Annotated in this window: 14 protein-coding genes, 1 tRNA gene, 1 rRNA gene and 1 pseudogene; 12 read left to right on the forward strand and 5 right to left on the reverse strand. The window is 24.5% G+C overall.

Features of this window, described 5'->3' with window-relative positions:
* Nucleotides 1-26 precede the first annotated feature (26 nt).
* Nucleotides 27-473, reverse strand: a complete 447-nt coding sequence (def, locus tag BOBLI757_RS01090; protein WP_046304753.1) for a peptide deformylase — start codon at nt 471-473, stop codon at nt 27-29.
* A 602-nt stretch (nt 474-1,075) separates the two neighbouring features.
* Between def and tsaC the strand changes: the two genes are divergently transcribed.
* The 3 genes from tsaC (at nt 1,076) to rrf (ending at nt 3,043) form a co-directional block, all read left to right on the forward strand.
* Nucleotides 1,076-1,663: an L-threonylcarbamoyladenylate synthase type 1 TsaC gene (tsaC, locus tag BOBLI757_RS01095; RefSeq protein ID WP_046304755.1), complete on the forward strand. Its 588-nt coding sequence runs from the start codon at nt 1,076-1,078 to the stop codon at nt 1,661-1,663.
* Nucleotides 1,664-1,725: 62 nt separating this feature from the next.
* Nucleotides 1,726-2,541: a shikimate dehydrogenase gene (gene aroE, locus BOBLI757_RS01100; protein WP_046304757.1), complete on the forward strand. Its 816-nt coding sequence runs from the start codon at nt 1,726-1,728 to the stop codon at nt 2,539-2,541.
* Between the two features lie 384 nt (nt 2,542-2,925).
* Nucleotides 2,926-3,043, forward strand: a 5S ribosomal RNA gene (rrf, locus tag BOBLI757_RS01105).
* 277 nt (nt 3,044-3,320) lie between these two features.
* Here the strand turns inward: rrf and gloB are convergent.
* Nucleotides 3,321-4,073, reverse strand: a complete 753-nt coding sequence (gloB, locus tag BOBLI757_RS01110; RefSeq protein ID WP_046304759.1) for a hydroxyacylglutathione hydrolase — start codon at nt 4,071-4,073, stop codon at nt 3,321-3,323.
* Nucleotides 4,074-4,133: 60 nt separating this feature from the next.
* Between gloB and BOBLI757_RS01115 the strand changes: the two genes are divergently transcribed.
* Nucleotides 4,134-4,814: a methyltransferase domain-containing protein gene (locus BOBLI757_RS01115; protein WP_046304761.1), complete on the forward strand. Its 681-nt coding sequence runs from the start codon at nt 4,134-4,136 to the stop codon at nt 4,812-4,814.
* A gap of 51 nt (nt 4,815-4,865) precedes the next feature.
* On the opposite strand, the gene rnhA is transcribed toward BOBLI757_RS01115, so the two are convergent.
* Nucleotides 4,866-5,339 (reverse strand): ribonuclease HI, encoded by a 474-nt coding sequence (gene rnhA, locus BOBLI757_RS01120; RefSeq protein ID WP_046304763.1) that lies wholly within the window; start codon nt 5,337-5,339, stop codon nt 4,866-4,868.
* 54 nt (nt 5,340-5,393) lie between these two features.
* Between rnhA and dnaQ the strand changes: the two genes are divergently transcribed.
* Both dnaQ and lpcA read left to right on the forward strand, forming a co-directional pair.
* Entirely contained in the window at nt 5,394-6,167 is a 774-nt protein-coding gene (gene dnaQ / locus BOBLI757_RS01125; RefSeq protein ID WP_046304764.1) for a DNA polymerase III subunit epsilon, read from the forward strand.
* Nucleotides 6,168-6,561: 394 nt separating this feature from the next.
* On the forward strand, nt 6,562-7,146 hold the full coding sequence (lpcA, locus tag BOBLI757_RS01130; RefSeq protein WP_046304766.1) for a D-sedoheptulose 7-phosphate isomerase: 585 nt from the start codon (nt 6,562-6,564) through the stop codon (nt 7,144-7,146).
* A 382-nt stretch (nt 7,147-7,528) separates the two neighbouring features.
* On the opposite strand, the gene BOBLI757_RS01135 is transcribed toward lpcA, so the two are convergent.
* Nucleotides 7,529-7,602, reverse strand: a tRNA-Thr gene (locus BOBLI757_RS01135).
* 98 nt (nt 7,603-7,700) lie between these two features.
* Nucleotides 7,701-8,303 carry a peroxiredoxin C gene (locus BOBLI757_RS01140; protein ID WP_046304768.1) on the reverse strand — a complete coding sequence of 201 codons (603 nt, stop codon included), beginning with the start codon at nt 8,301-8,303 and terminating at the stop codon, nt 7,701-7,703.
* A gap of 1,542 nt (nt 8,304-9,845) precedes the next feature.
* Here BOBLI757_RS01140 and yajC point away from each other — a divergent pair.
* The 6 genes and pseudogenes from yajC (at nt 9,846) to BOBLI757_RS01175 (ending at nt 13,653) form a co-directional block, all read left to right on the forward strand.
* Nucleotides 9,846-10,184: a preprotein translocase subunit YajC gene (gene yajC / locus BOBLI757_RS01145; RefSeq protein WP_046304770.1), complete on the forward strand. Its 339-nt coding sequence runs from the start codon at nt 9,846-9,848 to the stop codon at nt 10,182-10,184.
* A gap of 15 nt (nt 10,185-10,199) precedes the next feature.
* A pseudogene (gene secD / locus BOBLI757_RS03205) lies at nt 10,200-12,051 on the forward strand (protein translocase subunit SecD).
* A gap of 11 nt (nt 12,052-12,062) precedes the next feature.
* Nucleotides 12,063-12,224, forward strand: coding sequence for a hypothetical protein (locus BOBLI757_RS03345; protein WP_203224900.1), 162 nt, complete (start codon nt 12,063-12,065; stop codon nt 12,222-12,224).
* Nucleotides 12,225-12,257: 33 nt separating this feature from the next.
* On the forward strand, nt 12,258-12,431 hold the full coding sequence (locus BOBLI757_RS03310) for a hypothetical protein (RefSeq protein ID WP_158332963.1): 174 nt from the start codon (nt 12,258-12,260) through the stop codon (nt 12,429-12,431).
* Between the two features lie 18 nt (nt 12,432-12,449).
* Nucleotides 12,450-12,971, forward strand: coding sequence for a protein translocase subunit SecF (secF, locus tag BOBLI757_RS03275; RefSeq protein ID WP_275040033.1), 522 nt, complete (start codon nt 12,450-12,452; stop codon nt 12,969-12,971).
* Between the two features lie 451 nt (nt 12,972-13,422).
* Complete coding sequence (locus tag BOBLI757_RS01175; RefSeq protein WP_046304779.1) at nt 13,423-13,653, forward strand: hypothetical protein; 231 nt, start codon at nt 13,423-13,425, stop codon at nt 13,651-13,653.
* Nucleotides 13,654-13,843 lie beyond the last annotated feature (190 nt).

Consider the following 13,843-nt stretch of genomic DNA (forward strand, 5'->3'; position numbering starts at 1 on the left):
TTTTGGTTTTTAATTGAATCTTTATTTTAATTAAGATAATCTATTAATAATTTTCCAATTAAGTGATCCATTTCATGTTGAATACAAATAGCTAGTAGATTGTTTGCTTGTATTTTAAAGAAATCTCCGTGTTGATTAAATGCATGTATTTTTACAATAGCTGCTCTAGGTATTGCATAATGTTGTTGAGGTATTGATAAACAACCTTCTATGATACTAGTATTTCCTTGTTTTTTTATTAAACGTGGGTTTATTAATATTAATGGTTTTTTTAATGTTGTTGAAATATCAATAACAATGATTTGTTTATGGATATTTACTTGGGTAGCAGCTAATCCTATACCTTTGTTTTTATACATGGTTTCAAGCATGTTATTTACAATCTGTTTGGTATTGTTGTTAAAATTAATAACTGGAGTGGCAATATTACGTAATCTTTTATCGGGATAATATAATAATTCTAGTATTGACATAATTAATATTTATTAGCATCTATAATGATAGAAGTATTTATAATTTTATGTTTTAAGATATAATTTTTGCAAAAAAAATCATAGTATTTTTACATATAAAGTAATTAATTAACAATTATATTTTAGTTGAATGACATGTTGTAGTATTTTAGTTTTAAGTAATATTTTAATCATATTTAAGATTATTTATTATATATTATGATTTAGTTATTAAACAATAAAGTTTAATATTCTAATTTGGTAGATGTTACTAATTGGTTCATGATAATTGCAGTTATAAATAGATTAGTAAATTATTTTTATAATTAGTTGTATTTTATTAAGGAAATTTTAATATTTATCAATGTTATAATATCTTAAGTTGAAGATGTTGTATTTATTTTGATATTTGGATGATATTTTGTAGTTGAAATATTATAGTAATTTTATAATATAGTAGAATATTTTAATTTTTGTAGTGTAAAGAAAATATATGTAGTCAATATTGTTTAAGAAATTATAATTAGTAATGTGAATGATATAAGTTATTGTTGTAGTTTAAGATTATAAATAAAATAAATAATAAATTGTTGATTATTTTTTGATATTTTTTGTGAATTTTTATGTTGTTAAATGCTATGATTGGTAAATTTAATATTGATAATCAAAATGTTTTGTTGGAGGCTTTACATGATGGGCAGGTGATTGCTTATCCTACAGAAACTATTTTTAGTTTAGGATGTGATCCTGATAATATTTTAGCAGTAGAAAGATTATTAAGCATAAAACGGAGATCTTGGAAGAAAGGTTTTATTTTAGTTGGTGCTAATTATAAGCAATTATTTCAATATATTGATGATAGTTTGATAAATGATCAACAATGTTTAAGAGTATTTCGTGATAGTTTTTTTCCAATTACTTGGGTTTTTCCTGTTAAATCTACAACACCAAGTTGGTTAATAGGTACATTTTCATCGTTAGCAATACGATATAGTTTTTTTACACCGTTGCAAAAATTATGTTTGTTATTTGGCAAAGCTTTGATTTCTACTAGTGCAAATTTGTCAGGATATCCACCTGCACGTACTATTAGTGATATTTATAAACAATTTGGTTATTCTATTCCTGTCATGAAAACAGATTTAATAAATAAAAATTATAATCCTTCTAAAATTCGTGATGCTAGAACTGGGATATGGTTGCGTTATTAGTTTAGATGATATATATCGTCATAATTCATATTATAAAACTATTTTGTGTGGGGTGTATTTTAATGGATTCTTTTGCTGTATTTGGTAATCCAATAGAACATAGTATGTCGCCTGAAATTTATTCGTTTTTTGCGGAAGAAACTGGTATTACTGCGTCTTATGGAAAAAGGTTAGCAACAATTACAAATTTTAAAATAATTTTAGAACAATTTTTTATTTCTGGCGGTATGGGAGCTAATATTACTATGCCACTTAAAGAACATACTTTTATGTTATGTAAAAATCTTACTAAAAGGGCTACAGTGGCGGGTGCTGTCAATGTATTGAAAAAACAACATGATGGATCGTTGTTAGGGGATAATACTGATGGTATTGGATTATTAGCTGATTTACAACGTCTTGGTTGGTTGAACATTGGAAGTAAAATATTGTTAGTTGGATCTGGTGGTGCAGCGAGAGGGATTATTTTTCCATTATTAACTTTTGGTTGTCAGATAATATTAACTAATCGGACTTTATTGCGTGCTCAAAAATTGGCTAATTTTTTTCACAATATAGGAAATATTAATGTTGTTCCTTTTAATGAATTATGTACTGTACAGAGTGATGTAATAATTAATGCTACATCTGCCGGGGTATATGGTAAATTACCTAATTTGCCAAATTCTTTAATTAATTCATCTGTTAGTTGTTATGATTTATTTTATCAGAAAGATATAGATACGCCATTTATTAGATGGTGCAAGGAACAGGGGGCTGTACGTTGTTCTGATGGATTAGGTATGTTAGTTGGGCAAGCAGCATATTCTTTTCTTTTATGGCATAATTTGTTACCTTCAATTTCCCTTGTATTACAAAAAATACGTCCTAATATGTAAATTAGCAATATTGTATGGTTATATTTATATTGTTTTTTAGATTTTAAATGAAGTTGGTTTAAAAAAGTTAAGGATATTTATTAGATAATTAATGATTATGTATGGATTTGTTTTTGGTATGTATGAGATACAAGTTTGGTATTATTGTAATTAATATTATTTAGATAGTTTTTTAATTATAGAGTTTTTGATTATAAAAAAATTATTGGTTTAGCATCCAATTATGTTAAATAGTTATATGCAATTATTTAATAATTATAATTTTAAAATAATAATGTATTTAATTTTTCTATTTTTTTGTTTATTATTTTTTAGTAATTTTATTGATTTTTTATTAAATTTTAGTACAATATGACGTTGTTTTGCCTTTATTTTTTTGTATTGCTTGGTGGTGTAAGCGCGATGGAACCACCTGAATACCATACCGAACTCAGAAGTGAAACGTCGTAGTGCCGATGGTAGTATAAGGTTTACCTTATGTGAGAGTAGGAGACTGCCAAGCAAAATTTGTAATTTATTTATATTGTCAGTTAATTTTTGTTTTATATTAAATTGTATTTATTTTTATTTTAATTGAAGTACATTGTTAATAATAAGTTTTGGCGGTTTATTATAATTTTTGTTTTTTAAAGTTGTTTGTTACAATACGTATTTTGTGTTTTATTAAAAATATTTTATAATTTTTTGTTATTAATAATTAGTGAATAATTTTATATGTTTTTTATTGTTATCAAGAATTTTTGTGAGTTTATAGTTTTAAAAGTTGTTTAATATATTGTTTAAAATGTATTTCTTTTAGTTCGTAGTGCAGCAAAGGTTTTCCATTCTTCTTGATCGTAAGGGTGGATGTTTAGTTTTTTTTTGATATTTTTTTCTTGACATCTAAAAAAAAGATTTACTTTTAATTCTAATTCTAGTGTAGAAGGTAGAGTTGGTTTTTTTTGTTTGTGTAATTTTTTAACTGTGTTAAGATAGGATCGAATGTTTGTATCGTAAGGTAAAATAGAAGCTGCAAAAGTAATATTGGTTAAAGTATATTCATGTGCACTACAAATTAAAGTTGTATTAGGTAGTCGTTTAATTTTTTGGCAAGAGTAATACATTTGTTGTGCTGTTCCTTCAAGTAGTCGTCCGCAACCTGCAGAAAATATTGTATCTCCACAAAATAACCACGGGTGACTATAATAACCTATATGCCCTAATGTGTGTCCTGGTAAAGATAAAATTTTAAAATTATGGTTGAGTAGTGCAATATTATCATTATTTGATACAACTTGATTTGTTCCTTTATTTATAGTTTCTAATGGTCCGTAGACTTTAACAGGGAAAAGATTAAGTAATTTATGTACACCGGAAGTGTGATCATCATGATGATGAGTAAGTAGAATAGCAATTAAGTTTAATTTTAATTTTTGAATAATTTGCAAGACAGGTTTATGATCTCCTGGATCAATTACTAGACATTTTTTGTTTTTATTATATAAAATCCAGATATAATTGTCTTTTAGAGAAGGAATATTAATTAAATTCATTGCTGATAACCTTAATATTTAATATTGTATTTATTTTATTTATGTAATGTACAAAAGATTATGAAATTATTACAAAATGAACAATTAATTTCAATACCTTCCACATGGAAAGATCTTCCATACGGTGAGTGTTATAGAGAAACGTTAGAGAATTATTTAAAGGAATGGTGGCCTAGAATACGTGGTTTTAATATGTTGAAAATTGGTTCATTAAGTGCAAATCTTACTACTAAGGATTGTGTTGTGTTTTATCAAATAAATGTTGGTTTTAAAGGAGAATATTTACAGATAATTGTTGATTACGATCAACTTCCCTTTGCTAATAAATCTGTTGATATTTGTTTATTAATTCATACTTTATCTTACATTAAACATCCTTATCGTTTATTACAAGAGATAGATAGAGTATTGAGTGATGATGGTTGGTTAATAATCAGTACGTTTAATTTAATAAGTATATTAGGTTTATCGAGGGTTATTTATTTTTTTTTTCGTAAACCTTTTAAGTATCGTTTATATACTTTGATAAAATTGTTGTATTGGTTACGATTACTAAATTTTGAAATTGTAAATAAAGCTCATTTGCAATTATTTCCATGGAAAAGTCATGAAAATAATTGTTTATTTAGTAAATATTTTATTTTTATTGGTTGTTTAAATATAATAATTGCGCGTAAACAGATTATTCCTTTTCAATTAATACCATTAAATATCCAGAATTATTTTTTTAGTTTGTATTAAATATTTAAGATAATATTTCTTTTAAATTATATTTTAGTATTGATATATTTGCTAAATAATATGATTCTTTATGCATAATATATCGTCATATTTAGGATTGTTGGCTGCTATTTGTGCTAGTTTGTTACAGCGATCATTTTCTGGATGACCAGAATGTCCTTTTAACCATTTATACCGTAAGATATGAGGTGTAATTGCTATATCTAATCGTTGCCATAAATCAATATTTTTAATTGATTTATTTTTTATTGATTTCCAATCATTTTGCTTCCAATTATGTATCCACTGCGTGAGGCCTTGAATAACATATAGACTATCGGTATTGATGATAATTTTGCATGGTTTTTTAATTGCTTCTAATGCTACAATAGCAGCCATTAATTCCATTCGGTTATTAGTAGTTAATTTGTATCCTGCACTAAATTCTTTTATATATTTTTTGTAGTATAAAATTACTCCATATCCCCCAGGACCTGGATTTCCTAAACAAGATCCATCGGTAAAAATTTTTATTTTTTGATACATACGACAATATTTATTATATAATTAAATATTTATTTTTATTGTAAAGTGATTTATATGAATTTTGAATATGTACGACAAGTAGTATTGGATACTGAAACTACAGGTATTAATAGATCTGGTGTTCATTATATAGGACATCGTATTATTGAAATAGGTGCAGTTGAAATAATTAATCGTCGTTTAACTGGCAAAAATTTTCATGTATATATTAATCCTAATCGTAAAATTGATCCAGAAGCTTTTAATATTCATGGAATTAGTAATAAATTTTTGTCTGATAAACCAATTTTTTCAGCAATATCATGTAAATTTATAAATTTTATTCGGGGAAGTGAATTAATAATTCATAATGCTCAATTTGATTTAGGTTTTATAAATTATGAATTGAACATGCTTAATGGTGTTGAAAAAAATATTGATTCATTATGTAGTATAGTAGACACCTTACTTTTAGCTAGGAAAAAGTTTCCTGGTAGACGTAATAGTTTAGATGCACTTTGTGAACGTTATGCAGTTAATAAAAGCAATCGTATTTTACACAATGCAATGGTTGATGCGAAAATTTTAGCGACTATTTTTCTTTTAATGACCGGTGGTCAAACTACTATGCGATTTACTATGGAAGACAAATTGAATTGTTTTAAAAAGAATAGTACAGTAGATTATCAAGATAGAAATAAAATTTGTAGTAATGATTTAAGAATTATTTTTGCCGCCTCAGAAGAAATTAAACAACATAAAAATATGTTGAATATAATTAAAGAAAAGTATGGATATTGTATGTGGAGTTTGTGTGTAATATTTGTTATTAATTATATATTAGTTTAATATTTATTAGTATGTAGCTATTTTTTTAATTTTTTATTGTATGGTTTTATATAGCATTGTTTTAATTTAGGTATTGTAATATATTTAAGGTGTATTGATATTTTAAAAGGGTATTGGTATTTTTGTTTGAATTATATATTAGTAAATTTATTAAATATTTATTTATTATTATTTTTAAAATGTTTATGGTTATGGTTTATAATTAGATGTTTTTAAAGTTTTGTTATATATTTTTGATATTAATAGTTCATTTATATGAAAACAAATAATTTTTAAGTTGTTGTCATTGTATTTATATAAATATTTTTATAATTTTAGTATTATTTTAATTTATTTTTATTTTTTTGTTTTAGTGGACAGTATTTTGTTGTGTATGTATTGAGGGTATATTTTGATGTATCATAAAATGATTTTTAATGAATTTAATGATATTAAGAATTCTTGGGATGCTGTTATTAATAACAAATCTTATGTTGCGTTGCTAGAATCAGCAGCACATCTTATTGTTGATGTTTTTAAGGTTGGCGGAAAGATTTTGACATGCGGTAATGGCGGTTCACATTGTAATGCTATACATTTTGCTGAGGAATTAACAGGTCGTTATCGAGATGATCGATTCGGTTATCCTGCGTTAGCTATTTCAGATGCGTGTCATATTTCTTGTGTTGGAAATGATTTTGGTTATGAATATGTATTTTCCCGTTATATTGAAGCTTTGGGTAAACGTAATGATATCTTGTTAACTATAACTACTTCTGGTAAATCAATCAATATTTTACGTGCTATTGAAGCAGCATATATTAAAAATATGTATGTAATTGTATTTACTGGTAATACTATGAGGGAATTTGTTAAGAAGGTAGATATAGAGATTTGTGTGCCATATTTTAAGTATGCTGATCGTGTTCAAGAAATTCATATGAAATTTATTCATGTTTTAATTTTAATTGTTGAACAAAAGATGTCTAATGTATTATAGTATAGAATAATTGGATATCAAGAGTATTGTATAATAGATATTTTTGTTTTTGGTGTATTTATTTTGTAAGTTAAATTTTGGTTGGTTAGGTTAAGAAGATACTAATTGTTTTAATATGATTTATTGATGTTATGTACTTATTAATAGTTAGTTTAGGGTATGCTTTTATTTAACAAGATTAGATAATTAAGTAAAACAACGGTACAAAGTATGTTGTTTGTATTATGAGGCAAAAGAAAATAAAATAGTGTGGTAGGGTTTATTTTGTAACTATGTTGTTGTTGTGTATATGAGGTTATCCAGTTTTTCTTTTAGGTTTTCATGGGTTGTAATAAAAGGAAGTTAGTTGATTATAAGGAAGGTGGATATATATGGATGAATGTGCCGATAATAGGATTTGAACCTATCACCTGCGCATTACGAATGCGCTGCTCTGCCATAATGAGCTATATCGGCAAAATTTATATTTTATTTTTATTAGTTTATTTGTGATATATTTCTTCATAATTTGTAGTTTGTATGAAGTTATTTTGATGTTGTTTTTGATTTTTTATTTATAGTTCATCTACATTTTTGGATAAGAATTCTGCTATCCCTTGTGTAGATGGTTCTATACCTGCTTTCTTTGTGTCCCATTGAGCAGGACAAACCAAACCATGTTCTTCATGGAATTGCATTGCATCTATCATGCGAATCATTTCATCAAAATTTCTTCCTAAAGGTAAATCATTGACTATTTGATGACGCACTATACCTGTTTGATCAATTAAAAATGATCCTCGTAATGCGACGCCTAAATCAGGATGTTCAATACCGTAAGACATGATAATTTCACGTTTTAAATCAGCAATCATGGGAAATTGAAGATTGCCAACTCCTCCTTTATTTGTTGGTATTTGACGCCATGCATAATGTACAAATTCAGAATCTAAAGATACACCAACAACTTTTACATTACGTTTTTGAAATTTAGAATAACGTTTATTACAGGAAATCAATTCGGAAGGACAGACAAATGTAAAATCCATAGGCCAAAAAAACAGCATAGCAGGATTACCTTGAATATATTTTTTAAAATTAAAATTTTTAATGATTTTACCGTCATGCAGTACAGCAGTTGCAGTAAAGTCTGGTGCTGGTCTGGTTACTAGTATCATAGTTATGATCTCTTTAATTAATATTAATAGTTTGAAAATTGTTGTAATTTATGTTGTTTTAACAAAATTTATATAATTTTGTTTTATCAGCATTCTATTAAAATAACAAAAATTTTGTAATTTCAAAATATATTGTTTATTTTTTAAAATTATCTATCGAAATGAATTATATATCAAATTTATTAAATTACAAAATTTTTCTTTTAATTTGATTTTTATAATGTTTGTGATTATGAGAAGCGTTATAAAGATAAAATAATAGTTTGATATAGTATAGAAAATATATAGATAAATATAGGGTTTGAGTGTTTAAGTATGTAAATGTTATGTATTTGTTTAATATTTTATAAATAAATATTGTTGCATGTTTGATTTGTTTATTACTTTAAGTAATATTATTTTTATTGATTATATTTTTATTGTTTTGTGATTAGAAATGAAATATGGAAAATTTGTTTAAGATGTATTTTAAGTATGGATAATTTGTATTTTTGTTAGAATATTTTGCAATATTGTTAACATGTAAGATTGAGTTAATTAAAATAGTTACTGATATATTAATGTTGTGAGATGTTTGTTTTGTATTTATTATTATTTTTTTGGAGTTGTAATATTGATAATATATGCATTTGTGTAAATTTATTTAATATAGTAATTGCATTTTGATATGTTTTTGAAGAATTTTTTATTTTTATATTTTAATTGTTTTATAATTAAATTTATTTGATATTGAAATTTAATTTTTGTGATTAGTTTATTATATTCATATTGTATATAATTTAAGTAAAATATATGAATATTTATTATAATTTTGTTATAAACGTATTTATTTATTTGCATAGATTTACGTTTTTCAGGGACGTTACATTATTTATATAAGATTATTATTATAATACAAAATAATAACTTGTTTGTATTTTGTAAAATTTGTGCATCAGTAGAGTAGTATTTGTTTTGTTGAGAAGGATGTTTATGATTAATTTATATTAATATTTTTATTATAAGTATAATGATGGTCTAAATGTTATTCATTGTAATATTTTCATATAGCAGAAAAGAAGTTTAAATTATTTATAAATTAATGTTAATAGTTAATATTTGTTAAGTAAACTACGGTAATGTGTGTATATATGATATAAGTAAATTTAGTAGTTTTTATTTTTTTATATATGAAAACATGTATAATTGTTTTTTTTCATCAATAGTAACATCTTAATTGAGAAGTATTGTTATTACATATGGATGGTTTGGTATGTTTTAAGTAAAAGAAGGTGGCAGACATTACCACATATTTTAATGTTATATTTTGCATACTATTATATAATTTGTATTATTTAAATTGTTTTAATACGATGTATATATTTTATTTAAAATATTATATTGATGCAGTAAGTATTGTTATCCACATTTAGATATAGAATTATAGATATTTATTAAAATAATGAAAAGTATAATTTTACTGCAAAGTTATTGTTGTTTTTTATTGTATTTTTTATTTTATTGATTTATATATTTATATAATACACTATGGGGTAATTGAAAATGAGTATTTCTTTTATTAATAATGCTATTGCAAGCGTTGATTCTTCATATCAAGGTAATCCTTATTCTTTTATTATTGTATTATTAGTTTTTATTTTAGTTTTTTATTTTATTATTTTTCGTCCACAACAAAAGCGTAATAAAGATCATAGAGAGTTAATGAATTCTATTAGTAAAGGAGATGAAGTATTAACTAGTGGAGGTTTAGTTGGTAAAGTAGTTAAAATTACTGAAACAGGATATATTTTTGTTATGCTTAATGAAAATATCAATGAAATCATTATTCAGCGCGATTGCATTACTGCCATTTTACCAAAAGGTACAATGAAGTCTTTATGATTTTAGGATGTTTTTGTGTTAAATCGTTATCCTTTATGGGTATATTTCTTACTTTTTATAATATTACTTTTTGGAATATTATATGCGCTTCCAAATTTATATGGAGAGAGTTTTGCTGTACAAATTAGGCATGTACAAGGCGATCGTATTAATAACATTGATGTGGTTAATATTAATACGATGCTAAAAGATCAAGGTATTGTTTATAGGTATTTTGTTATTAAAGATTATGTTTTGTCAATTTGTTTTTTTTAAACAAGAAGATCAAGTACAAGCGTATAAAATATTATTACAAAATTTGAATAAAAAGTTTACTGTATCTTTTTTTTATTGTCACATGTTCCAATTTGGTTAACTAATATTAAATCTAAACCAATAAAGTTAGGTTTAGATTTATGTGGTGGCATACATTTTTTAATGAAAATAGATATGGATATTATGTTTAATAAATTGTACGAACAATGTATTAATGAGTTTGTTCGTGATTTATATAATAAAAATATTTTTTATGTAAAAATACAAAAGATAAAAAAACTACAGTCATGAAGTTTATTTTAGTGATTCTAATGTTAGAAATGTAGTACGTTTGTTGTTGGTTAATAAATATAAACAATTGTTATTTTATAATATTAAAAATTTTGGGTTAAGTATTACATTATCTGATGAATTTTTATCCACATTTCGTAGGCATGCTTTACAACAAAATATTGTTATTTTACGTGATCGTATTAGCCAATTAGGTGTTAGTGAATCTTTAGTACAAGCTCAAAGTATGAATAATATTATTGTAGAACTTCCTGGTATTCAAGATATAGTATTAGCTAAAGATACCATTGGTGCAACCGTGACTCTTGAGTTTCGTTTAGTCAATAGTAATGTAAAAGAATATTTCTCTACAGACCAAGAATATGAATTGCAAGATTGTGAAATAAAAAAAATACTTGTGACGGTGAGCCATATTTATTGTATAGGAAGCCTATTTTAGGCGGTGAACATATTATTAATGCTAATTATTCTCGTAATGAATATAATCAACCCCAAGTAAATATTTTTCTTGATGCAAAAGGGGTAATATCATGTCTCAGTTTACTAAAAATAATATCGGTCGGCTTATGGTTATTCTTTTAGTGGAATATAAAGATGGCGGGGAAAAAGATGTTGATGGTCATGTTATTTTTGTTAAACAAGAAAAAATAGTAAATATAGTTACTATTCAATCACAACTAAGAAATTATTTTTGTATTGTTGGTATTAATAATTCCAATGAAGCTCGTAGGTTATCAGTATTATTACGTATGGGCTCTTTAAGCGCTCCTATGCATATTGTGGAGGAATGTACTATTGGCCCAAGTTTAGGAATGAATAACATTATTAAAGGATTGTATGCTTGTTGTATTGGATTAACATTTTTAATTTTATTTATGGTATTTTGGTACAAAATATTTGGTGTAATTGCTGCAGTAGCACTAATTACTAATTTGTTATTAATTATCAGTATAATACTTTATTACCTGGAGTAACGCTTACTATGCCTGGAATTGCAGGTATAATATTGACTTTATCTATAGCGGTAGATTCTAATGTTTTAATTAATGAAAGGATTAAAGAGGAATTGAATATGGGTAAAACAGTACAGCATGCAATTTATACAGTTTATCATAAAGCTACTTATAGTATATTTGATGCTAATATTGTAACTATAATTGCTTCAATTATATTGTATATATTAGGTACTAGTGTCATAAAGAGGTATGTTATTACTACAATTATTGGTATAACCGTGTCTATGTTTACATCAATTATTGGTACACGCGCTATAGTTAATTTATTGTATGGTTCTAGAGATATTGATAAAATATCTATTTGAGGATTATTTTAGTGCAACAACATAATAGTTTAAGAATATTGAGATATTCATTAAATGTATATAATTTTATGTCTTGGAATATGTTAGTTATTGGTATATCGATATTTCTGTTAGTTATTTCTTTTTTAGTTATTGTAATGCGTGGTTTTAATTGGGGTATGGATTTTACTTGAGGAATAGTTATTGAATTATATTTAGAAAAGTCAGTGAATTTATCTCAAATATGTAATATATTGATATATTTAGGATATAAAGATACAATTGTGCAAAGTTTGGGTAGTAATAAAAATATAATTATACGTATGTCTTTAATAAATAATGATTTAATTTATCAAATAACCGATCAAATATTATTAACGTTAAATAAATCTTTGGAGTAAAATATTTATACTCAAAGAATAGATTTTATAGGACCGGGTGTTGGTAATGATTTGATGAGATGTGCTGGAATTTCATTTGTATTATCTTTGCTGTGTATTTTTGCTTATGTTAATATTTGTTTTCGGTGGCATTTTGCAGTAGGTGCTGTATTAGCATTAGTACATGATGTAGTAATTATAATTGGAGTATTATCTTTATTATTTATAGAGATAAATACAATAATTATTTCTGCTTTAATATTTGTTTTTTGTTATTCTTTGAATGATAGTATTGTTATTTTTGATCGTATTCGAGAAAATTGTTATTTATATTATGATAGAGATATTGTTGAAATTTTTAATATATCTTTAACTCAAGTTTTAAAAAGAACTTTTATAACATCGTTTACTACTGCTGCAGTATTGTTAATTTTGTTAATTTTTGGTGGGTCTTTGTTGCGTGGTTTTGTGACAACATTGTTAGTTGGTGTGTTTGTTGGTACTTTTTCTTCTATTTATATAGCTTCAGCTTTAGCTTTTCAATTATCTAAAAATAAATAATACTTATTATTCAAAAACATGAGAGATGGTATCATTTGATTAGGTAGTTTGAGTATTCTAAAAATATAATTAAAATAATAAACATGTGTGTTATTTTACATGATGTTCTTAAGAAATTTTTTATTTTTATAGTGAGGTAAATATAAGATAAACAATGTATTCATATTTATAAAGTTTATTGATAATGTTAAATTAATTAGTTGTTAGTTTGTTGCTTTGTATATATTATATGGATTATAATGGGTTTAATGATAATATTAGTAATTAACGATGAATGATTTTATTGTCTTAATAAATATTTTATTTTAATTTAAATTTGTGATTTATATATAAATGTTTAATGTTGATGAATTATTATTTAATTTATAATTAATATGATTGCATGGAATATAAAATTTTAGTTATTTTTTATATTTTATTTTATAAATTAATGTATAACTAAGTTTCATGTTTGTATTTTAAAATTATTAAAATTGGTGAAGTAATTTTATTGTTAAATGATAATAAAAGTTGTTTATTACGTGCATTTTATTTAGTTTGTCATGGTTGTTATATAATTTTACCAAATCCTCATATTAGATGTGTTATTGTATTAGATAATAAAATAGTTGGTAAAGGTTACTATTTATGTGTTGCTAAACTTGATACAGAAATAAATATATGTATGACTTATTACGGATAGTAGTACTCAACGTGGTGTAGTCGTGGTATTACGTTTTTGAACTTTGTAATTATTATAAGCATAAAATATCTTGTATAATTGTTTACATTATTAAATGCTGGAGTATTGAAAATTTGTAGTACCTCAATGTTAAATTTTAATTTTTATATAACGATATTTGCTGTATTTTATTTAATGTAAAGTTAGTGTT

Origin of the sequence: Blochmannia endosymbiont of Camponotus (Colobopsis) obliquus, from assembly GCF_000973545.1 — a bacterium.
Classification (GTDB): domain Bacteria; phylum Pseudomonadota; class Gammaproteobacteria; order Enterobacterales; family Enterobacteriaceae; genus Blochmanniella.